We start from the raw sequence: 20305 nt of genomic DNA, 5'->3' as shown, positions 1-20305 counted from the left end.
AAATAACATGGCCAATCTAGCCACAACTTCCAAAATGACCGGGACCGATGTTGCGATCGAAATCACGGGCATGAACAAGTGGTACGGAGACTTCCACGTTCTGCGCGACATCAATCTCAAAGTCATGGGAGGCGAGCGCATCGTCATCGCCGGCCCTTCCGGTTCCGGCAAATCGACGATGATCCGCTGCATCAACCGGCTCGAGGAACACCAGAAGGGCAAGATCGTCGTCGATGGCATCGAGCTTACCAACGACCTGAAAAAGATCGATGAGGTGCGCCGCGAAGTCGGAATGGTTTTCCAGCACTTCAACCTGTTTCCGCATCTGACGATTCTTGAAAACTGCACGCTGGCGCCGATCTGGGTTCGCAAGATGCCGAAAAAGCAGGCCGAGGAAGTGGCGATGCACTTCCTGAGGCGCGTCAAGATTCCGGAGCAGGCGCACAAATATCCGGGCCAACTCTCTGGCGGGCAGCAACAGCGTGTGGCGATCGCGCGTTCGCTGTGCATGAAGCCGAAGATCCTGCTGTTCGATGAGCCGACTTCGGCGCTCGATCCGGAAATGGTCAAGGAAGTGCTGGACACGATGGTGAGCCTCGCCGAGGAGGGAATGACCATGCTGTGCGTGACCCACGAAATGGGTTTCGCGCGTCAGGTCGCCAACCGAGTGATCTTCATGGATCAGGGCCAGATCGTCGAACAGAATTCGCCTGCCGAGTTCTTCGACAATCCGCAGCACGAGCGCACCAAATTGTTCCTCAGCCAGATCCTGCACTGATATCGAGAGCATAAACTGGAACGAGAACGGCCCGCCGGCAACTGGCGGGCCGTTCTCGTTCAATCGTCAGTTTATCCGTACCGCCCTCGCGGGATCGCGTGAACCGCCAAGAACGAGGCGGACCGGCAACCGGCCCCGCCGGAACTGTCAAAGTGCGGGCAGTGTCGGCCGCTTGCCGCCGGCAACCGACTTGGCGACCTTGAGGATCTCGATCTTCTCCTCCGCGTCGAGCGTCATGTTCTCGCCAGGCGAACCGCAAACGATCAGGCCGTCCGCGCCGGCCTCGAACGCAAAGCGGCGTTCCATCTCCGCCTTGTCGAACTCGCCCTCAGTCGTGAATTTTGTGGTTACTGCAGGAAATACGCCGCGCACATGATAGGCCTCCTTGATTCTGATATATCAGCGTGCTTGCCACCATTTCGAATACGTGTCATTTTCTGATATATCAGAACCAAGGGATGCCCATGCCAGCCCATTCCCAGGCCCACCTCGCCTATCTGGCGCTCGAACGCCTCATCGTCACGTTAAAGCTCAAGCCCGGATCGCTCGTAACCGAGCGCCAGCTCATCGAACTCGCCGAGCATGGCCGTACCCCTGTTCGGGAAGCGATCCAGAAACTTGCCTGGCAGAGGCTCATCGAGATTCGCGCGCGGGTGGGATTACAGATCACCATGATCCAACCGGAGGATCGCGCTCACGTGATGCAGACGCGCCAACGGTTGGAACCATTAGCGGCAACCCTCGTCGCGCAACATGCGAGCCCCGAGGCTCGGCTGGCGATAAGCGGCTGCGAGCAACAGATGGCGGCATGTTCGGATCAAGGCGACATGGAAGGCTTCCTCGTCGCCGACAAGATGTTCGACGAAATCATGGAAGACGCCTGCCCGAACAGGTTTCTGACGGCAGCACTTGCGCCCTTGCAGACCCATGCGCGCCGCATATGGTTTGCATCCGCGGCGCTGGAAAAGATGAAGGCGTCAGTGCAACGTCACATCAAGGTGATGCGCGCGATCGAGGCAGCGGATGCCGAGAAAGCCGCCGCGGCCATGTCGCAGTTGATGGATTACCTCGCGGACGCTTGATGTCGAGCCTCCGGCGACATGCTTCCGGTCTTCAACCGCCGCCCCTTCCGGTGAAAGGCTTCTCAAGAATATGCGGCGTCTGCGCGGCGCACAGGGTTGATGTTTGCCTGAAGTCAAATGCTCCACAAACGAAAAGAGGCGCGTTCGGGACGCGCCTCTTCGTAATCATTGATATCTCAATTGCCTGCGATATCAGCCGACGAATGCACGCTCGATAACGAATTCCGCCGGTTTGTTGTTGGCGCCTTCCGTCATGCCGGCGGCCTCCAGAATTTCCTTGGTGTCCTTGAGCATCGCCGTAGACCCGCAGATCATGCCGCGATCGACCGCCGGATCGAGCGGCGGAAGGCCGAGATCCGCGAAGAACTTGCCGTTGGTCATCAGGTCGGTGATCCGGCCCTTGAACGGATAGTCTTCGCGCGTCACCGTCGCATAGTGGCGAAGCTTGCCGCCTACAATCTCGTTCAGGAACTCGTGATTGCGGATCTCGTCTACGAGATCGAAACCGTATTTCAGTTCCGCCACGTCGCGGCAGGTGTGCGTAAGAATGACTTCCTCGAACTTTTCGTAGGTCTCCGGATCGCGAATGAGGCTCGCGAAGGGAGCAATGCCGGTACCGGTCGAGAACATGTAAAGCCTGCGGCCGGGCACAAGCGCGTCGAGCACCAGCGTGCCCGTCGGCTTCTTGCGCATAAGAACCTGGTCGCCCGGCTTGATCTTCTGCAGATGCGACGTCAGCGGGCCGTCCGGAACCTTGATCGAGAAGAACTCGAGTTCCTCGTCCCATGCCGGGCTTGCGACCGAATAGGCGCGATAGATGGGCTTGTCGCCGACCATGAGACCGATCATGGCGAATTCGCCGGAGCGGAAACGGAACTCCTGGGGACGGGTCATGCGGAAACGGAAAAGGTGGTCCGTATAGTGCGTGACACTCGTGACCGTCTCGACAAAGACACCCGCCGGTGCCTGGATCGCGAAATCTTCCGTTTTTGCCGGAGCATTCATCGTGGCTACAGTCCTGTAATGGTGACCCTGTCTATCAAGTATGAGCGGATATTCCAACTCGCACTCGATTGAAAGGAAATCCCTTCCAAATATAGGCGCTTTCGAGGATTTCGGCTTGCTTCACACTGTCGCAACTGCGCTTTTTTTAAGAAACGCGGCGCCAACTGTAAGATTTCACGTCCGATGAGGGTCTTGCAGTCGGCTGATAGTGATTGGCGATGCCTGGCAGGCGCCCCTCCGAAAGACGCTTGATCGCCGTCGCATTCGTGACAGCGAAACTGTCAATGCCACAACGCAACATCAACGGGATCTGGTCGATCAGCACGTCTCCGACAGCGCGGACTTCACCTTCGAAGCCGAGCCGAGCGCGAAGCAGCGAAGCGTGGCTGAACGCACGTCCGTCATTGAAGGCTGGAAACGCGACCGCGACCAGAGCGACCCGATCCAGGTAAGGGGCCAGCCGCGTCACGTCGTCGGCCGGCGCGATCAGGACACCAAACTCGCGCCCGTCCCCAGTGGAGACCGCGTCGAGGAACACATCGAGGCCGAGGATCGCCTTTTCGTTCGAGCCGGCCTTGGCTTCTTCCGTCTCGATGATCCAGGGATCATCGCTCACAAAGCCGGTTTCTTTCCAGATTTTCGTCATGTTCTCGTCCCTGCCTCAAGCGGCTTCCTGTGCATTGCCGCCGTAGAGCGCATCCTTGAACGGTTGCGGTCCAACCCGGCGATAAGCCTCGAGGAAGGTCTCCAACCTGTCCCGGCGCAGGCCGAGATAGGTGTCGACGATCGTCTCGACGGCGTCGGTAACCTTTTCTGGCTCGAAGCCGCGGCCGATGATTTCGCCGATCGACGTCTTCTCGTCGCCAGACCCGCCGAGCGTAATCTGATAAAGTTCGGCACCCTTTTTCTCGACACCCAACAGGCCGATATGGCCGACGTGATGGTGGCCGCAGGCATTAATGCAGCCGGAGATCTTGATCTTAAGCTCGCCGATTTCGGCTTGCCTTTCGGGGGAGCCGAAGCGGTTCGAAATCTCCTGGGCGACCGGGATCGAACGCGCGTTGGCTAGCGCGCAATAGTCAAGGCCGGGACAGGCGATGATGTCGGTGATCAAGCCCGCATTGGCCGTCGCGAGACCCGCGGCGACCAGAGCGCGGTAGACCGGCTCCAGGTCAGCGAGCGCCACATGCGGCAGAATCAGGTTCTGCTCGTGGCTGACGCGGATTTCATCGAAGGCGTATTCCTCGGCGATATCCGCGACCGCATCCATCTGTGCGTCACTGGCGTCGCCCGGAATACCACCGATCGGCTTCAGCGAGATGGTCACCATGCCGTAGTCGGGATGCTTGTGCGGCTCGACGTTCTGGTGAACCCAGCGCGCGAACTCCGGATCGACCTTCTTCCAGCGCGCGAGGTTTCCCCAGCCTTCCGGTCGGTTCGGCAAGGCTGCCGGCGCAAAATAAGCCGAAATCGCCTGGATATCAGCTTCCGGCAGCTTCAACTCGGTGTCCTGGAGCTTGGCGAATTCGACTTCGACCTGGCGCGCCAGCTCCTCGGCACCGGTTTCATGCACCAGGATCTTGATGCGCGCCTTGTACTTGTTGTCGCGGCGGCCATACAGGTTGTAAACGCGCATGATCGCCGTCGTGTAGGACAGCAGGTCCTCTTCCGGCAGGAAGTCACGTATCTTCTTGGCGATCATCGGGGTCCGGCCTTGCCCGCCACCCACATAGACGGCAAAGCCGAGCCTGCCATTCTCGTCCTTCTTCAGGTGCAAGCCGATGTCGTGCACCTGGATCGCGGCGCGGTCACGCTCGGCACCGGTCACCGCGATCTTGAACTTGCGCGGCAGGAACGAGAATTCCGGATGGACGCTCGACCATTGGCGGAGAATCTCGGCATAAGGGCGCGGGTCGGCAACTTCGTCGGCAGCCGCGCCGGAAAAATGATCCGCCGTCACGTTGCGAATGCAGTTGCCCGAGGTCTGCAGCGCATGCATCTCGACGCTTGCCAGTTCCTGCAGGATGTCCGGCGTGTCGGAAAGACGCGGCCAGTTGTACTGGATGTTCTGGCGCGTCGTGAAATGCCCATAGCCGCGGTCGTATTTGCGGGCGATGTGGGCGAGCATCCGCATCTGCCGGCTCGACAGCGTGCCATAGGGGATAGCAACGCGGAGCATGTAGGCATGCAGTTGCAGATAGACGCCATTCATCAACCGCAGCGGTTTGAAGGCATCTTCAGCCAGTTCACCGGACAGCCGCCGCTGGACCTGATCGCGGAACTGCTCGACACGTGCAGAAACGAAGGCGTGGTCGAATTCGTCGTAACGGTACATAGGGTCTCAGGTCCTCAGGCAGCAAATTTCGGGCCGGATAGCCCATGATATCCAGGAGCGTAGGCTATCGACGGGCCCTCGGCCCGGATCCGCTCGCGCATGCGCAGCGGGCGAAGCGTGCCGTCAACTTCCTCAACGTCGATAACGTTGACGTCCACGACTTTATTCTCGTCGAACGAGCGCTTTCCAGTCGATTCGAGCGCCGCAATGGCCTCGGCGTGGCGGGCGACGAAGGCGTCCTGCAGCGACTCCACCCAATTGCCGGAGGCGTCGAGCCACACGGATATGCCATCCGCCAGTCGGTTTGCCGTCAAAACCTTGTCCACCATTCGCGTCGTCCTCAATTCAAAATCTGTTCAGCGCGTTCCGCGCTAGAAGCGTCCCTAGCCTCGGTGCCCCGCCGCCGCCCGGCAGCAAGCGGCTCCGACCGGCCGAAATTCGCACCCGCAACAGCGTCACCAATGATCACCATGACCGGGCCGTCGAGCTCCGTGCGGGCTTCGAGGTCCGGCAGGTCGCGTAGAATCCCGTGCAACAGGCGACGTTCGGCGCGGCTGGCGTTCTCGATCACGGCGACGGTCGTCTCCTGCGGAAGGCCCGCCTGCATGAGCCGTGCGGCAACCGAAGCCGCTACAGTGCGGCCCATATAGACCGCGATCGTCGCGCCGGAAACGGCAAGCCGCGCCCAGTCCGGCAGCACGTCACCACCAAGGTCGTGGCCGGTCGTGAAGACCAGCGACGACGCGACGCCACGAAGGGTCAACGGCAACTCGAAGTCTGCCGCTGCAGCAAAAGCGGAAGTGATACCGGGAACGATCTCGTAGCTCATGCCGGCTTCCCGCAATGCAGCCATCTCCTCGCCGGCTCGACCGAAGATCAGCGGGTCGCCGGACTTCAACCGAACGACACGCTTGCCCTCGCCTGCGAGTTTCACCAGCAACTGGTTGATTTCGTCTTGCGATTTGGTGTGGCAGCCTTTGCGCTTGCCGACCGAAAGACGCTCGGCATCGCGGCGCCCCATATCGATGATCGCCTGCGGCACGAGTGCGTCATAGACGATCGCATCGGCCTCCATCATCACGCGCTGCGCGCGCAGCGTCAGCAAGTCTTCCGCTCCCGGCCCGGCACCCACGAGCCAGACATGACCGGAAACGCGATCTGCACCATCCAGCAGCCGCGACGCCTCGCGGCGGGCTGAGGCGACATCGCCAAGCGCAACATGATCGGCCACCGGACCGGAGAAGAACCGCCGCCAGAAAACGCGGCGCGCGACACCGCGCGGCACGAGCCGCTCGACCGCATCGCGATAGCTTGCAGCCAAAGATGCGACGACACCGAGCGACGGAGAAAGCAATTGATCGATCTGGGCGCGGATCATCTGCGCCAGAACGGGTCCCGCCCCTTCCGTACCGATCGCGACGGCGACTGGTGCGCGATTGACAAGCGCGGGCGTCAGGAAATCGCAATAATCCGGCTGATCGACGGCATTCGCGGGGATTTTTCTTTCCCGCGCGGCGGCAACGATCGCCCTGTCCGCCGCGGCATCGCCGGTCGCAGCGAACACGAGGACGGCGCTCTCGACCTGATGCGCGGCAAAGGGTTCCCGAACGGTCTCAAGGCCGTTGGTATGGAGGAATGTCTCGAACGAGACCTCGGGCGCATCCGCATAAACGACGATGTGCGCCTCGGTATTCAGAAGCAGCCGCACCTTGGCAAAAGCCTCGTCCCCATTGCCGAACACCGCCACGCGCTTCTGCGCGACGCTAAAGAATGTCGGGAAAAAGGACAGTTGCTGCGACATCACTGAAAGAGCGGCTCCTTCTACAGGCTGCGGCGAATATCCTCCATAGCCGGCAACAATTGAAGAAACAGAAATTTCAATGCTTTTCCGGCCACGTATTGTTTTGCTCGACAGTCAGCCATTTTGAGTAAATATCTCCGGGGCAGACAGCTCCGCGAGCCTGGTTCGGCCATTGCGCTGGCGAGCCGACCTCCGTTAAATGCCGCCTGATATTTGCGGAGAGTACAGAAATGGAACAATCGGAACTGGCCGAACGCCTGCTGACGGTGATCGAAAAAGACATCCTTCCGCTGACGGAAAAAGGCGTAGCAGCCGGCAACAAGGTCTTCGGCGCGGCGATCCTGCGCAAGTCCGATCTTTCGCTGGTGCTTGCCGAAACCAACAACGAGACGGAAAATCCGCTGTGGCATGGCGAAGTCCATGCACTCAAGCGCTTTTACGAGATGGCAGACAAGCCCGACACACGGGAACTCATCTTTCTCTCCACCCATGAGCCCTGCTCCATGTGCCTCTCCGCGATCACCTGGGCCGGCTTCGACAATTTTTACTATTTCTTCAGCCACGAGGATTCGCGCGACAGCTTCTCGATCCCTCACGACCTGAAGATCCTGAAGGAAGTCTTCCGGCTGGAACCGGGGGGCTACGCACAGCATAACGCCTTCTGGAAATCGGCCTCGATTGCGGCACTGACGCGCGATACCGATCAACTGACAAAGGAACGACTCGCCGCGCAGGATAGGCGCATCCGCGAGCGTTATCACCGTCTGTCTCGAGACTACCAGGCAGGCAAGGACCGGAACACGATACCGCTGAACTGAGCCATGGAACCTTCTCGCGACATTGAACGCCTGCTCGAAATCATGGCGGCGCTCCGCCAGCCGGACACCGGCTGCCCCTGGGATATCGTCCAGACTTTCGAGACGATAAAGCCCTACACGATCGAAGAAGCCTACGAGGTCGCCGATGCCATCGAGCGCCACGACATGGACGATCTCTGCGACGAGCTCGGCGACCTTCTGCTGCAGGTGGTCTTTCATGCCCGCATGGCGGAAGAGGCCGGCGAATTCTCCTTCGGCGACGTCGTCGAAGCCGTCACCCGCAAGATGATCCGCCGCCATCCGCATGTCTTCGCGCGCTCGGACGCCGATACGCCTGAGGCGGTCAAGTTGCAATGGGACGAGATCAAGCGGGCCGAGAAGGCCGACCGGCGGCAGCGGCGCATGCGGCGTGGCCTGCCGCAGGACGCGGACGCCAGCCATCTCGGTTCCGTGCAACGCAGCTTCCCGGCCCTGGTCGAAGCACTCAAACTTCAGGAACGCGCGGCAAAAGTCGGCTTCGACTGGTCGAAGCCCGAACCGATCCTCGACAAGATCGAGGAGGAGATCACCGAACTGCGGCAGGCCCTCAAGGATGGAGACCAGCGAAAGGTGGCCGACGAACTCGGCGACCTGATTTTCGCTGTCGTCAATATCGGGCGCCATGTCGGCACCGATCCGGAGATGGCGCTCCGCGGCACCAATACCAAGTTCCGCCGACGCTTCGGTCATATAGAGCAGGAGCTGGAAGCCGGCGGAGAGAGCCTCGACGTCGCCTCGCTGGAGCGCATGGAAGAACTCTGGCAGGCCGCCAAGGCAATCGAGCGCCAGCTGACGTAACGGGATGCCGTTGCGTCAGCTCGTCACCAGTCCTCTTCGACCGGTTTCGGTCCGTTACCGAGCCGCCGTTCAAGCTCGGCGGCCTCGCCTTCGGTCAGGCGCAGATCAAGGCTGACCCTTCCGTCTTCCAGATCGTCGCGTCCATCAACGATCGAGTGTTCGTACACCCAAGGCAAGAGCTGCAACTGATCGAGACCGAGCACAACCGTGCACTCAGTCAGCACACCCGAAAGACGGCGGCCGATCTCGGCAAGCAGTTGATCGACACCCTCGCCGGTAATCGCGGAAACGGCGACCGTATTGGCCGTAGCTGCCGCCTTGTTCACCAGCGCCTCGTGCATTTCCGGTTCGAGCCTGTCGATCTTGTTCCAAACCTCGATGATACGCGCGGCGCCTTCCTTCTCGTCGATGCCGAGATCGGCAAGGATGCGCAACACATCGCTTGCCTGCGCCTGGTTGTCCGGATCGGAAAGGTCGCGCACATGCAGGATCAGGTCTGCTTCGAGCACTTCCTCAAGCGTCGCCCGGAAAGCTGCAACAAGGTGTGTTGGCAGATCGGAGATGAAGCCGACCGTATCGGACAGAATGACCATGCGCCCATGCGGAAGCTTCAGACGCCGAAGCGTCGGATCGAGCGTCGCGAAAAGCATGTCCTCGGCCAGCACGCCTGCGCCGGTCATCCGATTGAAGAGCGTCGATTTGCCCGCGTTCGTATAGCCGACCAGCGCCACGATCGGGTGCGGCACCTTCTTTCGCTTCGAGCGATGAAGCTGGCGGGTGCGCCGTACCTGCTCGAGCTCACGCTCCAGGCGGACGATCCTTTCCTGGAGCAGCCTGCGGTCAGCCTCGATCTGGGTTTCACCGGGGCCGCCCATGAAGCCCGCGCCGCCGCGCTGGCGTTCAAGGTGGGTCCAGCTTCTGACCAGCCGGCCCTTCTGATAGTTGAGGTGCGCGAGATCGACCTGAAGCGTGCCTTCCTTGGTGGAGGCACGACGCCCGAAGATTTCCAGAATGAGGCCCGTGCGGTCGATGACCTTGGCGTTCCATTCCTTCTCGAGATTGCGCTGCTGCACCGGCGTCAGCGGGTGATCGACGATCACCAGCCCGGCATCCTTTTCGTTCAGGATGTGGCCGATTTCCTCGATCTTGCCGCTGCCGAGCAAAGTTCCCGGCTTCGGCTGGGCCACTGGAACGATCATTCCGTGCACGACGTCGAGATCGATGGCGAGCGCAAGACCGGTGGCCTCTTCCAGACGGCTTTCGTCGGAGCGCGTCACCGGTGCAGACAGGATCTCGGCTGATGCCTTTCCTGTCTTCTTCAGAACAGGAACGACGACGACCGCGCGCATGTCATCGCGGAGCTTTTCCAGCTCCGGAATGACCGACGACGATTTTGAATCACGCTTGGTAATGTTCCTCACGTCCCGTCAGGATGCGGCTTCCTCATTCTCGAACATTTGCAGCGGCTGACCCGGCATGATCGTCGAGATGGCGTGCTTATAGACGAGCTGAGAATGGCCGTCGCGGCGCAACAATACACAGAAATTGTCAAAAGATGTGACCACACCCGTCAATTTGACGCCGTTGATGAGGAAAATGGTCAATGAAATCTTTTGCTTGCGGACGGTATTGAGAAAGAGATCCTGCAAGTTTTGAGAACGTTCCGCCATCGCGCCGCTTCTTTCTTATTTGCCGGCCTTTGGGCGCCGGTGCATTTTGTCTAATTCTGCGTTTCGAGGCGTCACAGTATCCTTCCCCGACACCTCTCCAAGTTTGGTATCAAATCAATGTCTTTTCCGCAATGTCGAAAAAGGCTTCGCGAATATTCTGTGCTATGCTTCCGGGATGGCCGTTGCCGATCGTCTTTCCGTCGACCGAGACGACGGGAAAGCAGATGCTCGTCGCCGCGGTGATGAACACTTCACGCGCCGCAAACATTTCCTCTACCGAAAACGCCTTTTCCTCGACCTTCAGGCCAAGTGGCTTCGCCACGTCCATCAGCGTCGTCCGGGTTATGCCCCGCAGAATGCCGTGCTCTGCAGGACGTGTGCGCAACGTGCCATCGCCATCGACGATCCAGACGTTCGTCGCCGCCCCCTCTTTGACGGTGCCGTCTGCGTCGACGAAAATCGCCTCCTGCGCTCCGAGTTCCTTTGCCTTCTGTCGCGCGAGAACATTCGGCAGAAGGCCTACCGACTTGATATCGACCCGATCCCATCGGTTCTCCGGCACCGTAATCGCCGCGATTCCCTCGGCATTCTTCTTTGCGATTGCCGCGGCGTCCGTCCGCTTGGCCGTAACGACGAGCGACGGCGGCGTATCCTTTGTCGGAAAAACGTGGTCGCGCCGCGCAACGCCACGGGTTACCTGCAGATAGAAGAGCCCGTTGCGCACCCGGTTCCTGCGCAACACCTCGCGAATGACGTGGATCAGCGCCGCCCGGCTCATCGGCCAGCCAATCTGCAGTTCCTTCAGGGATCGGTCGAGGCGATCCAGATGCCGGCTGAGGTCCACGATGAAGCCGTGCCGAACCTCGCAGACCTCGTAGACGCCGTCCGCGAACTGGTAGCCGCGGTCTTCGACATGAACTGCAGCCTCGGAATGCGGCACGTAAGCGCCGTTGACATAGGCAATTCTCGGCATCGGGATTGCGACCTCAGAAATATTGGATGCTGACTCGGAAAAGCTGTTCGACGTGGCGCACGGCGTCGGCGGATGCGAAAAGAACGACGCGATCCTTCGCCTTTATCCTCGTGTTGCCGTCAGGACGAATGAAAGTCTTGTCGCGATAGAGGGCGCCGATGCGGATCCCTTCCGGCAGTTCAAGCTCGCGGAGCGCCTTGCCGACCAGCGGTGACGTTTCGAGTGCCTCGGCCTCGATGACTTCCGCCGCGCCGTTCTGCACCGCATAGACCGACCGGATGCGGCCCTTCCTGACATGCTGCAGGACGCGGGAGATCGTCACCGCCCGCGGGTTGATATGCGCGTCGACTCCGGCAGTGCCGGCAAAATCCTGGTAGGCCGGCTCATTGATCAGGACCAGGGTCGACTTGGCGCCCAGGCGCTTGGCCATCATGCTGCCGAGAATATTGATCTGATCGTTGTTCGTGAGGGCGACCACGAGATCGGCCTCCTGAACATCCGCCTGCATCAGGATCCGCTGATCCATAGCCGAGCCGTTCAAGACAACCGTGTTGCTCAGCTTGTCGGCCAAGAGCACCGCGCGGTCCCGGTCGCTCTCGATGAGCTTGACGCGCATGCGGGGCTGCTGCTCCTCGATGGTATGCGCGACGAAATAGCCGATGTTGCCGCCGCCCATGATGATGATCCGCCGAGCCTCCTGCTCCTCATGCCCGAAGAGTCCCAGCGTGCGGCGCGTATGATCTCGATCGCAGACGACATAAGCGAGATCCCCCGTCTGCAATTGATCGGCGGAATGCGGCACGATCAGCTTTCCGTCCCGGAAAATGCCGGTGACGGTCGCCAGAAGATCCGGGAAGAGCTCGCTCAGTTGCTGCAGCGGCGTGTCTACGACCGGACAATCTTCCATGCACTCGATCGCGACCATGGCGATGCGATCCTCGGCGAAGCGAACCACGTCGGTCGCGCCGGGAAAGGAAATGCGCCGAAGAACCAGACGACCGACTTCGATCTCCGGCGAAATCGTCACGTCGATCGGGACGTTCTCCCGTGAAAAGAGGTCCGAATATTCCGGTACGAGATAATTCTGAGCGCGAATCCGGGCGACCTTGGTCGGCACGTTGAAGATCGCATGCGCCACTTCGCAGGCGACGATGTTGACCTCGTCGAAAAGGGTCACCGCGATGATCATGTCAGCCTGATCGGCACCGGCTCTCGCCAGCACATCCGGATGGGCGCCGTGACCGACATAGCCGCGCACATCCAGCGTCTCGGTGATGTGCGCGATGAGCGCGGCGGACGTATCGATCACCGAAACGTCGTTGTTTTCCTGTGACAGACGCTCGGCGATCCCGTATCCGACCTGTCCGGCGCCGCAAATGACAACTTTCATCGCCGTTCCTTCATCCCACAAGCTGCAGCGCAGAGAAGCGAAAAACCGCCGCCAACCCGCTCCGGATCAGACGCCCAGCGACTTCAGCTTGCGATGAAGCGCGGAACGCTCCATGCCGACGAACTCCGCCGTGCGCGAGATGTTTCCGCCGAATCGGTTGATCTGGGCGATCAGATAATCGCGCTCGAACATTTCACGAGCCTCGCGCAGCGGCAAGGTCATGATGTGCTGATCACCCTGTGCGGAAATCTTCGGCAGCGTGTCGCCGACCTCTGTCGGCAGCATGTCGGCGGTGATCGGCGTATCGGGCCCGTCGCTGCGTGCGAGAATCATCAGGCGTTCTATGTTGTTGCGCAACTGGCGGATGTTGCCCGGCCAGTCATGCGCCTGCAGGACGGCGAGCGCATCCTCGCCGATCTTGCGAGGGCGTATGCCGGCCTGTTCGCTCACCTGACGCATGAACATGTCCACGAGGAAGGGTATGTCTTCGCGCCTTTCGGCAAGAGCCGGAACGCGCACCGGGATCACCGCCAGCCGGTGAAACAGGTCCTCGCGGAAAAGGCCTTCGGAAATCATGTTTTCCAGATTGTAAGCGGTCGAGGAGATGATGCGCACATCCACCTTGACGCGCTTCGAACCGCCGACGCGCTCGAACTGCTGATCGACAAGCACGCGCAGGATTTTGTTTTGCGTTTCCCGCGGCATTTCGCCGATTTCGTCGAGATAAAGAATGCCGCCATGGGCCTCTTCCAACGCACCTGTTCGGCGCGGTTGGCCGGGCGTCCCTTCCGTGCCGAAAAGCGCGATTTCCATGCGATCCGGGGTGATTGCTGCCGCGTTCAGCGCGACGAACGGCCCGGACGAACGCGTGGATTTGCGGTGGATCATGCGTGCGACAAGTTCCTTGCCGGAACCCGAAGGGCCCTGGATCATGATCCGGCTGTTGGTTGGAGCCACCTTCTCGATCGTCTGCCGCAGCTGCGATACGGCGACGGAGGTTCCGATGAGCTCCACCGGATCTCCGGACTTTCTCTTCAGTTCCGAGACCTCGCGCTTAAGCTTGGAATTCTCTAACGCCCGCTCGGCGATGAGAATCAGCCGGTCCGCCTTGAACGGTTTCTCGATAAAATCGTAAGCGCCACGCTTGATGGCGGAAACGGCCGTTTCGATGTTGCCGTGACCGGAAATCATCACCACCGGCAGATCGGCATGGCGGCCCTTGATTTCGTCAAGCAGCGCCAGTCCGTCGAGGCGGCTACCCTGCATCCAGATGTCCAGGAAAACCAGTCTCGGCACACGATCGTTGATCGCCGCAAGCGCGCTGTCGCTATCAAAAGCCGTCCGGGTCTCGTGACCCTCGTCCGACAGGATTCCCGAGACGATCTCCCGGATGTCCTCCTCATCGTCCACAACCAGAATATCAGCCGCCATTGGTATTACCCTTATCCTTTACAGTATCTTCGCCCCCGGTCTCCCCGGCAGGCGGCAGGATCACCCGGATCATCGCCCCGACGCCGCCGTCGAAATCGACCGGTGCGTCGTGCAGTTCCAGTTGTCCGCCATGGTCCTCGATGATTTTCTTGACGATTGCGAGGCCGAGACCGGTGCCCTTTTCGCGCATCGTCATGTACGGCTCCAGAATTCTGTGCCGGTTCTCGGTCGGCAGCCCCTTGCCGTTGTCGATGACATCGACAACGAAGCGGCCGGAAGCACCCTCGCGACGGGAGCGAATGATGATGGTCGGCGCACCACGCGACGTTCCAGCGGGGACGGCCTCGATTGCCTCGACCGCGTTCTTGACGATGTTGCCGAAAGCCTGGCCGAGCATGCGGCCGTCGAACTGGCCTTCGAGCGGCTCGTCACCGAAATCGCGAACGAAGGTGATGTGCGTGTTGCCCATCTCGCGCAGAAAAACGGCATCCTTGAGGATCGAGCGCAGGTCGGATTTTTCCTTCGTCGGCTTCGGCATCCGTGCAAAGGCAGAGAATTCGTCGACCATCCGGCCGATATCCTCCACCTGCCGCACGATGGTGTCGGTGCATTGGTCGAAGACGGCCCGGTCCTGCTGGTCGATCTGCTTGCCGTACCGGCGCCTCAGGCGCTCGGCCGAAAGCTGGATCGGTGTCAGCGGGTTCTTGATCTCGTGAGCAATGCGGCGCGCCACGTCGGCCCATGCGGTCGACCGCTGCGCGATCACCAGATCGGTGATGTCGTCGATGGTGATCACGTAGGAACCGTGCGAGTCGTCGCCTTCCTCCCGCGTCACCTGAACGTTCAGCGTGCGCTCGGTTCCGCCGCGCATGATGTTGATCTGCTTGCGGTAGTCGTTGCGATAGCGGCTTTCGGCCTCGATCAGCACCGCATCGATCTCCGGCGCAACCTCGCTGAGGCTTGCGCCCAGCAGTCCCGGCGCGGCCGTCCTCAGGAACTCTTCCGATGAAGGATTGGCGATGGTAATGCGACGGTCCTTGCCGACGCCGATAACCGCGGTCGTGACGCCGGAGAGCACGGCCTCGATAAAGCGGCGGCGCTGATCCACTTCGTCCTTCGCCACCAGGATCTGCTCCTGCTGCGTACGGATCTCGCTGACCATCTTGTTGAAGGTGCGCGACAGATTGCCCACGTCGCCATCGACGGCGCGCACCGGAACGACGACGTCGAGATTGCCGGAAGCCACGCTGTCCGCGGCACCGATCAACTGCCGGATCGGTCGAACGATACGATCGGCAACGGCAATCGCCGTCCAGATTGCCGCTAGCAGAACGATAAGAGCAAAGCCGATATAGAGAACGCCGAAGGCGATCTGCAGCGACGTGCGCCCGGCCTCCAGAGCCTTGTATTCGGCAGTGTTCTCCTCCATCAGCCGCATCGAACGCATCACTTCGGGATCGACGTTGCGAACCGTGTAGAGATAGGTACCGGGTATATTGTCGAGTGGAATGACGGCGCCGACGAGGTTGGTGACGCCCGGAGGAATAAGCGTCGGCTGACCGGAAATAGTGCTTTTGAGCGCATCCTGCGGAATAGCCGGCAGCGGCCGCTCGGTCGAGATATTCGCCTGAAGGATGGCGCTGCCGTCGGCGCGGACCAGGAAGGCGCCAAGCATGCCGCGCCCCCTCGCCTGCCGCGTCATCAATTCGGTGAAGCCGGTGCGATCGAGGCTGTAGAGCTGCCGGTTGCGCTCGAGGTCGTTCGCCATCGACACAGTCTGGCCTTGCAGATAGCTGGCATTCTCCAGCACATAGGCTTGCGCGACGTTCAGCGACGAGCGGACGATCGCCTGTGTCCGCAGAGAGAACCAGCGGTCGAGCCCGACGTCGAGGGTAATGCTCGCGAAAATCGCGACCAGAATCGCAGGCGTTATCGCGACGATCGAAAACAGCGCGACGATGCGCACATGCAGCCGCGCTGCCGCTCTTCCCTTGCTGCGCGCCCTCAGCAGTCTGAGGATTTCGCGCGCGATCAGATAGATCAGGCCGACGACGAAGACGCCGTTGATACCCGCACAGGCGATGACGATGTTTCGCTCTGGTCGAACGGGGGTAAGGCCGAGGAGAACGAGCAGCGACAAGGTGGCACAGATCAGCGCGCCGGTGGCGAGCATCAATCCAGGCAGGGCGAAGGATGCCCGCCGATCCTGGACAGTTGCGACCCTGTCCTCTGTGCCCAATGGCAGGGCCATTCCGTCCACCATGTAAAATGCTTCCCCCAAACCGGCGCCCGACGGCGCCGGCAAACGCGAACTTTAACAGGTCAAAGAAACTGACCGCAACGCCCCGCCCCAAACGTATCGGCGAGCCTCGACCGGATGAGTCGCGTTCAATGACGACGCAGCGAATCGACGCTATGGACGTTCAAGCAACGCATTGTGGCGAAAATGCAACGGTGTTGCATCACAGTCAAGCACTGCGTGAACTCCGGTAAACGGAGACTCCGAGTTCGCGGATCTTCTTGCGCAGCGTGTTTCGGTTAAGGCCGAGGAGGTCGGCAGCCTTGATCTGGTTGCCCCGGGTCGCCGTCAGGGCTGCGAGGATCAGCGGGTACTCCATCTCCGCGAGCACCCGATCATAGAGGCCGGTGGGCGGCAGGGCATCGCCGAAACTTGCGAAGTACTGCCGCATATTCTCTTCGACTGCCTGGGAAATCGACATCGAACCGGAGCGGGTCGCCGACTTTTCGATCGGGCTGTCGGGGATCTCCGAGCGTAGCTCGTTCTCGATGATTTCCTTGGTGATCACATCCTGTGGATAGAGGGCGGTCAGCCTCCGTACCAGATTTTCGAGTTCTCGCACATTGCCGGGCCACGGATGCGCCTTCATCAGTTCCAGCGCTTCCTGGTCGAAACGCTTGACGTCGAGCCCTTCCCTTTCGGCCTGCTGGACAAAATGGCGGACGAGATCCGGAATATCCTCCGCCCGGTCCCTGAGCGGCGGCAAGCGCAGGGGCACGACGTTCAAGCGATAGTAGAGATCCTCGCGGAAAAGCCCTTGGTTGATCGACTGTTTCAGGTCCTTGTTCGTCGCGGCGACGATCCGTACATCCGAGCGGATCGGCGTACGCCCGCCGACGGTCGTGTATTCCCCCTGCTGCAACACACGCAGGAGCCTGGTCTGGGCATCCATCGGCATGTCACCGATCTCGTCGAGGAAGAGCGTCCCGCCTTCCGCCTGCTCGAAACGGCCGGTCGAGCGCGTCTGCGCGCCGGTAAAGGCGCCCTTCTCGTGGCCGAACAGCTCCGATTCGATAAGGTCGCGCGGGATCGCCGCCATATTGATCGCAACGAAGGGGCCGTTCCTGCGCTTGCCATAGTCGTGCAGCGCGCGTGCGACCAGTTCCTTGCCCGTCCCCGATTCCCCGGTGATCATCAATGTCAGATCGGTCTGCATCAGGCGCGCGAGCACCCGGTAGATTTCCTGCATGGCGGCCGAGCGGCCGACAAGCGGCATGCCGTCCTGCGAATCGTCGTCGATCTTGGAGGGACGACGCTTCGGTTCGGCGAGCGCCCGACCGATGATCCCGATCAGTTCCGTCAGGTCGAAAGGCTTCGGCAGGTAGTCATAGGCTCCCTTTTCGGACGCCTTGATGGCTGTCATGAACGTGTTCTGCGCGCTCATCACGAGAACAGGCAGATCCGGACGCGCCTTCTTGATCCGAGGCAGGAGGTCGAAGGCGTTCTCATCCGGCATTATGACGTCGGTCACGACCAGATCACCGTCGCCGGCAGCGATCCAGCGCCACAGCGTCGCCGCATTGGAGGTGATGCGCACATCATAACCGGCGCGGCTCAGAGCCTGGTTGAGCACGGTGCGAATGGCGGCATCGTCATCCGCGACGAGGATCGTAGCGCCCGTCATGCAATGTTTCCTTTTGTCATCGGAATTTCGTCGTCATCCGCCGCAGGCCCCTTGGAAGCCGGCATAAGAACACGGAAGGTGGTGCGGTTGTGCTGGCTATCGCATTCGACGATGCCCCCGTGGCCGCCGATGATCTTGGCGACCAGCGCCAGCCCAAGGCCCGAGCCGTTCGTCTTCGTGGTGATGAACGGGTCGAAAAGATGCGGCAGCAGATCCGACGGAACGCCGGGTCCGTTGTCGTGTACGCAGAACTCCAGCGGTAGCGAGATCTTTTCGCGCGTTCCGGCAACAGAGAGCCGAATTCCGGGCCGATAGGCCGTCGTCAGCATGATCTCGCCGTCCGTCCGGTCGCCGATCGCCTCGGCGGCATTCTTGATCAGGTTGAGGAACACCTGAACGAGCTGGTCTCGATTGGCATAAACCGGGGGCAGCGACGGGTCGTAGTTCTCGGAAATCTTGATTCTGCGGGCAAAGCCAGCCTTGGCAATCGCCTTCACGTGGTCGAGCACGGAATGGATATTGAGCGGTACGCGATCGACCGGCCGTTCGTCGGAGAACACCTCCATGCGGTCGACGAGCGATACGATACGGTCCGTCTCGTCACAGATCAGCCGCGTCAACGCCCGATCTTCGTCGTTGACCGATGTTTCGAGAAGCTGTGCAGCGCCGCGAATGCCGGAAAGCGGGTTCTTGATCTCGTGGGCCAGCATCGAGGCGAGACCGGTCACCGATCGCGCGGCGCCCCGATGGGTCAGCTGCCGATCGATCTTGTCGGCCATCGAGCGCTCCTGGAAGACGATGACCACAGATCCTGGTGCGGAGAGAACCGGCGCGACGTAGAGATCGACGAGCTTGTCGGCGCCAAGGCGCGGCGAGCTCAGATCGACCCTGTATTCGTTGACGGGCGCCCGTCGTTCGCGAACCTGATCGATCAACGTCAGCAGCGGGCTGCCGAATGGAATGAACGCGCTGATGTTGTGGCGGGCGAGATGATTGGCGCTGGCGCCAAAAAAGGACTCGGCTTCCCAGTTGGCGAAGGCCACCAGGCCGTTTTCGTCAACAAGGATGACGGGGTTCTGGATCGCGTTCAAAACCGCCATGGAAAGATCGTTCGCATCTCCCGCCGGGTCCATTGCCATTGCCTTGTCCGTCATGCCGCCATCTCCTCGTTGACCGATGCGATGCCGGAATTCGCGATCGCGGCAGCGACCCGGTCGCTGACCAGATCCGGATCGGTGGATGTCAGGATCGCCGCCTTGTCGGTGGACGAGAGTTCCGGTGCGAAACGCTCGATGTACCAGCCGACATGCTTGCGGGCATGCCGAAGACCGATCTGGGGCCCATAGAACTCGAGCATCGTTGCGTAGTGCTCGGCGAAGATCCGCGCGATCTCCAATGCGTCGGGATGAAGACGAGCGCCGGCAAGAACACCCGCATGCCACGGCCGCCCCTGTGACGACCGACCGACCATGACCGCGTCGGCACCCGACCGGCGCAGGATTTCCGTCGTATCCGCCACCGTATCGACGTCGCCATTGGCGATGAGAGGGACCGAGATGACGTCGCGAACCGCACGGATCGCGTCCCAGTCCGCCTTTCCGCTGTAGAACTGCATCCGGGTGCGGCCGTGAATCGTGATGGCCCGCACACCCGTCTCTTCGGCCCTGCGGGCAATCAACGGAGCATTTATCGAGTTCTCGTCCCAACCGAGCCGCATCTTCAGCGTTACAGGCACGGAAACGGCCTTGACGATTGCTTCGATAAGCGACAGCGCGTGATCGGGGTCGCGCATCAAGGCCGAGCCGGAATAGCCGCCTGTCACTTTCTTCGCCGGGCAGCCCATGTTGATGTCGATGATGTCCGCGCCGTTCGCCTCGACAATTCTTGCGGCTTCGGCCATCCAGTGCGCCTCACGCCCTGCGAGTTGGACGATGTGCGGCTCGATGCCCGAATTCTTCAGTCGCACCCAGGATTCGGCGGCGTTACTGACCAGTTCACGGCTGGCGACCATTTCCGTAACCACAAATCCCGCGCCGAAACGCGAGGCGAGCGCGCGGAAAGGCAGATCCGTCACCCCGGACATCGGCGCGAGCGCCACCCGGTTGCGGATTTCAACATTCCCGATCCGGAGCGACGATGACAGGGCCGGTAGTGGCAAATGCATATCTTTCAGGCACATGTTCTTCTTGCACTATTTTTAGACATTGTTATTCGGCTTGCCAAGCGATTTCCACGCGCCCGACGAAATTCCCCACATGGCTC

At 60.8% G+C, this 20305-nt stretch carries 18 protein-coding genes and 1 pseudogene; 4 read left to right on the top strand and 15 right to left on the bottom strand.

Features of this window, described 5'->3' with window-relative positions; genetic code table 11:
* Positions 1-7: 7 nt before the first annotated feature.
* A complete protein-coding gene (locus tag QN224_RS22100; RefSeq protein ID WP_173512708.1) occupies positions 8-778 on the top strand; it encodes an amino acid ABC transporter ATP-binding protein in 771 nt (256 codons plus the stop codon).
* A 159-nt stretch (positions 779-937) separates the two neighbouring features.
* Here the strand turns inward: QN224_RS22100 and QN224_RS22095 are convergent.
* Positions 938-1150 (bottom strand): annotated as a pseudogene (locus QN224_RS22095) (dihydrodipicolinate synthase family protein); the annotation flags it as partial.
* Between the two features lie 92 nt (positions 1151-1242).
* Between QN224_RS22095 and QN224_RS22090 the strand changes: the two are divergent.
* Positions 1243-1860 carry a GntR family transcriptional regulator gene (locus QN224_RS22090; RefSeq protein ID WP_283978384.1) on the top strand — a complete coding sequence of 206 codons (618 nt, stop codon included), beginning with the start codon at positions 1243-1245 and terminating at the stop codon, positions 1858-1860.
* Between the two features lie 192 nt (positions 1861-2052).
* Here the strand turns inward: QN224_RS22090 and QN224_RS22085 are convergent, their stop codons facing one another.
* The 5 genes from QN224_RS22085 to cysG all read right to left on the bottom strand — a co-directional run bounded on the left by QN224_RS22085 (position 2053) and on the right by cysG (position 7001).
* Positions 2053-2865 carry a ferredoxin--NADP reductase gene (locus tag QN224_RS22085; protein WP_283978383.1) on the bottom strand — a complete coding sequence of 271 codons (813 nt, stop codon included), beginning with the start codon at positions 2863-2865 and terminating at the stop codon, positions 2053-2055.
* A 145-nt stretch (positions 2866-3010) separates the two neighbouring features.
* Positions 3011-3511 carry a DUF934 domain-containing protein gene (locus QN224_RS22080; RefSeq protein ID WP_283978382.1) on the bottom strand — a complete coding sequence of 167 codons (501 nt, stop codon included), beginning with the start codon at positions 3509-3511 and terminating at the stop codon, positions 3011-3013.
* Positions 3512-3526: 15 nt separating this feature from the next.
* Positions 3527-5200 carry a nitrite/sulfite reductase gene (locus tag QN224_RS22075; protein WP_283978381.1) on the bottom strand — a complete coding sequence of 558 codons (1674 nt, stop codon included), beginning with the start codon at positions 5198-5200 and terminating at the stop codon, positions 3527-3529.
* Between the two features lie 14 nt (positions 5201-5214).
* Positions 5215-5529 (bottom strand): DUF2849 domain-containing protein, encoded by a 315-nt coding sequence (locus QN224_RS22070; RefSeq protein ID WP_283978380.1) that lies wholly within the window; start codon positions 5527-5529, stop codon positions 5215-5217.
* 11 nt (positions 5530-5540) lie between these two features.
* Complete coding sequence (gene cysG, locus QN224_RS22065) at positions 5541-7001, bottom strand: siroheme synthase CysG (RefSeq protein ID WP_283978379.1); 1461 nt, start codon at positions 6999-7001, stop codon at positions 5541-5543.
* A gap of 230 nt (positions 7002-7231) precedes the next feature.
* On the opposite strand from cysG, the gene QN224_RS22060 reads away from it, so the two are divergent.
* Together QN224_RS22060 and mazG are read left to right on the top strand one after the other, a co-directional pair.
* Positions 7232-7819: a nucleoside deaminase gene (locus QN224_RS22060; RefSeq protein ID WP_283978378.1), complete on the top strand. Its 588-nt coding sequence runs from the start codon at positions 7232-7234 to the stop codon at positions 7817-7819.
* 3 nt (positions 7820-7822) lie between these two features.
* A complete protein-coding gene (gene mazG, locus QN224_RS22055) occupies positions 7823-8656 on the top strand; it encodes a nucleoside triphosphate pyrophosphohydrolase (RefSeq protein ID WP_283978377.1) in 834 nt (277 codons plus the stop codon).
* Positions 8657-8679: 23 nt separating this feature from the next.
* Here mazG and hflX read toward each other — a convergent pair whose 3' ends face one another.
* From hflX to dusB, 9 genes are all read right to left on the bottom strand, one after another.
* Entirely contained in the window at positions 8680-10077 is a 1398-nt protein-coding gene (gene hflX, locus QN224_RS22050; protein ID WP_283978376.1) for a GTPase HflX, read from the bottom strand.
* Positions 10078-10083: 6 nt separating this feature from the next.
* Positions 10084-10326, bottom strand: coding sequence for an RNA chaperone Hfq (gene hfq, locus QN224_RS22045; RefSeq protein WP_003535434.1), 243 nt, complete (start codon positions 10324-10326; stop codon positions 10084-10086).
* A gap of 109 nt (positions 10327-10435) precedes the next feature.
* Entirely contained in the window at positions 10436-11299 is an 864-nt protein-coding gene (locus QN224_RS22040) for a D-amino-acid transaminase (protein WP_283978375.1), read from the bottom strand.
* Between the two features lie 13 nt (positions 11300-11312).
* On the bottom strand, positions 11313-12689 hold the full coding sequence (gene trkA / locus QN224_RS22035; RefSeq protein ID WP_283978374.1) for a Trk system potassium transporter TrkA: 1377 nt from the start codon (positions 12687-12689) through the stop codon (positions 11313-11315).
* Positions 12690-12755: 66 nt separating this feature from the next.
* Positions 12756-14120 (bottom strand): two-component system response regulator NtrX, encoded by a 1365-nt coding sequence (gene ntrX / locus QN224_RS22030; RefSeq protein WP_283978373.1) that lies wholly within the window; start codon positions 14118-14120, stop codon positions 12756-12758.
* A complete protein-coding gene (locus tag QN224_RS22025) occupies positions 14110-16383 on the bottom strand; it encodes a PAS domain-containing sensor histidine kinase (RefSeq protein WP_173512695.1) in 2274 nt (757 codons plus the stop codon). Before QN224_RS22025 ends, ntrX begins: the two co-directional genes overlap by 11 nt.
* Positions 16384-16588: 205 nt before the next feature.
* Entirely contained in the window at positions 16589-18043 is a 1455-nt protein-coding gene (ntrC, locus tag QN224_RS22020; RefSeq protein ID WP_283978372.1) for a nitrogen regulation protein NR(I), read from the bottom strand.
* Positions 18040-19197 (bottom strand): nitrogen regulation protein NR(II), encoded by a 1158-nt coding sequence (locus QN224_RS22015; protein WP_283978371.1) that lies wholly within the window; start codon positions 19195-19197, stop codon positions 18040-18042. Before QN224_RS22015 ends, ntrC begins: the two co-directional genes overlap by 4 nt.
* Positions 19194-20222, bottom strand: a complete 1029-nt coding sequence (dusB, locus tag QN224_RS22010) for a tRNA dihydrouridine synthase DusB (protein WP_283978370.1) — start codon at positions 20220-20222, stop codon at positions 19194-19196. The genes QN224_RS22015 and dusB overlap by 4 nt, the downstream gene beginning before the upstream one ends.
* Positions 20223-20305 lie beyond the last annotated feature (83 nt).

This window comes from Sinorhizobium sp. 7-81 (assembly GCF_030124405.1).
Taxonomy (GTDB): Bacteria; Pseudomonadota; Alphaproteobacteria; order Rhizobiales; family Rhizobiaceae; genus Sinorhizobium; species Sinorhizobium psoraleae.
This window is presented reverse-complemented; position numbering and strand designations above follow the sequence as displayed.

Coding starts and splice junctions, on each gene's coding strand:
- dusB (WP_283978370.1), bottom strand. CDS start 20,222: ATGTGCCTGAAAGATATGCATTTGCCACTACCGGCCCTGTCATCGTCG.
- trkA (WP_283978374.1), bottom strand. CDS start 12,689: ATGAAAGTTGTCATTTGCGGCGCCGGACAGGTCGGATACGGGATCGCC.
- ntrX (WP_283978373.1), bottom strand. CDS start 14,120: ATGGCGGCTGATATTCTGGTTGTGGACGATGAGGAGGACATCCGGGAG.
- cysG (WP_283978379.1), bottom strand. CDS start 7,001: ATGTCGCAGCAACTGTCCTTTTTCCCGACATTCTTTAGCGTCGCGCAG.
- QN224_RS22060 (WP_283978378.1), top strand. CDS start 7,232: ATGGAACAATCGGAACTGGCCGAACGCCTGCTGACGGTGATCGAAAAA.
- QN224_RS22025 (WP_173512695.1), bottom strand. CDS start 16,383: ATGGTGGACGGAATGGCCCTGCCATTGGGCACAGAGGACAGGGTCGCA.
- QN224_RS22075 (WP_283978381.1), bottom strand. CDS start 5,200: ATGTACCGTTACGACGAATTCGACCACGCCTTCGTTTCTGCACGTGTC.
- QN224_RS22085 (WP_283978383.1), bottom strand. CDS start 2,865: ATGAATGCTCCGGCAAAAACGGAAGATTTCGCGATCCAGGCACCGGCG.
- mazG (WP_283978377.1), top strand. CDS start 7,823: ATGGAACCTTCTCGCGACATTGAACGCCTGCTCGAAATCATGGCGGCG.
- QN224_RS22100 (WP_173512708.1), top strand. CDS start 8: ATGGCCAATCTAGCCACAACTTCCAAAATGACCGGGACCGATGTTGCG.
- QN224_RS22015 (WP_283978371.1), bottom strand. CDS start 19,197: ATGACGGACAAGGCAATGGCAATGGACCCGGCGGGAGATGCGAACGAT.
- QN224_RS22040 (WP_283978375.1), bottom strand. CDS start 11,299: ATGCCGAGAATTGCCTATGTCAACGGCGCTTACGTGCCGCATTCCGAG.
- QN224_RS22090 (WP_283978384.1), top strand. CDS start 1,243: ATGCCAGCCCATTCCCAGGCCCACCTCGCCTATCTGGCGCTCGAACGC.
- QN224_RS22070 (WP_283978380.1), bottom strand. CDS start 5,529: ATGGTGGACAAGGTTTTGACGGCAAACCGACTGGCGGATGGCATATCC.
- ntrC (WP_283978372.1), bottom strand. CDS start 18,043: ATGACGGGCGCTACGATCCTCGTCGCGGATGACGATGCCGCCATTCGC.
- hfq (WP_003535434.1), bottom strand. CDS start 10,326: ATGGCGGAACGTTCTCAAAACTTGCAGGATCTCTTTCTCAATACCGTC.
- QN224_RS22080 (WP_283978382.1), bottom strand. CDS start 3,511: ATGACGAAAATCTGGAAAGAAACCGGCTTTGTGAGCGATGATCCCTGG.